Origin of the sequence: Mesorhizobium sp. M7A.T.Ca.US.000.02.2.1 (assembly GCF_003996995.1) — a bacterium.
Lineage (GTDB): Bacteria > Pseudomonadota > Alphaproteobacteria > Rhizobiales > Rhizobiaceae > Mesorhizobium.
In genome coordinates this window covers 1-431 of record NZ_RZTT01000920.1, presented here as the reverse complement: position 1 = coordinate 431, position 431 = coordinate 1, and the positions used below count along the sequence as shown (strand labels likewise).

Below are 431 nucleotides of genomic sequence, written 5' to 3'. Positions count from 1 at the left end.
CCTTGATCGCCAGCTCCCGCACCATCTGCGTCACCGCCTGCCTTTCGTCGGCGCCACGGATATGGAACAGGCGGGCAAATCGCAACAGGCTGGCCAGCGTCAAATTGCTGGCGACCGAGAGGATCGAGACCAGCCCTTCGCGCTGACGGTCTTCGGGGATCAATGCCAGGCCACGCCGGATGCGCCGCGTCGTATCGCGCTCCTTGACCTTTATACCGCCAATGAAGATCTCGCCCGTCGAATGGCCGTGACGGCCCATGATGCAGTCGAACAGCTCGCTGCGCCCGGCGCCCATCAGGCCGTAAATGCCGAGGATCTCGCCGGCACGCAGCGACAACGAGACATGGTCGACGGCAAGTCCGCCGGTGGCGCGGGGCAGGCAGATCTCCTCGGCACGAAAAATCTCTTCTCCCGGAAGATGGCCGTCGGCC

Annotated in this window: 1 protein-coding gene; it reads right to left on the bottom strand. The window is 64.5% G+C overall.

Annotation, left to right across the window (positions count from 1 at the left end):
• The coding region (locus EOD15_RS35445; protein ID WP_148129863.1) for an ATP-binding cassette domain-containing protein at window positions 1-431 on the bottom strand (431 nt) is incomplete at both ends.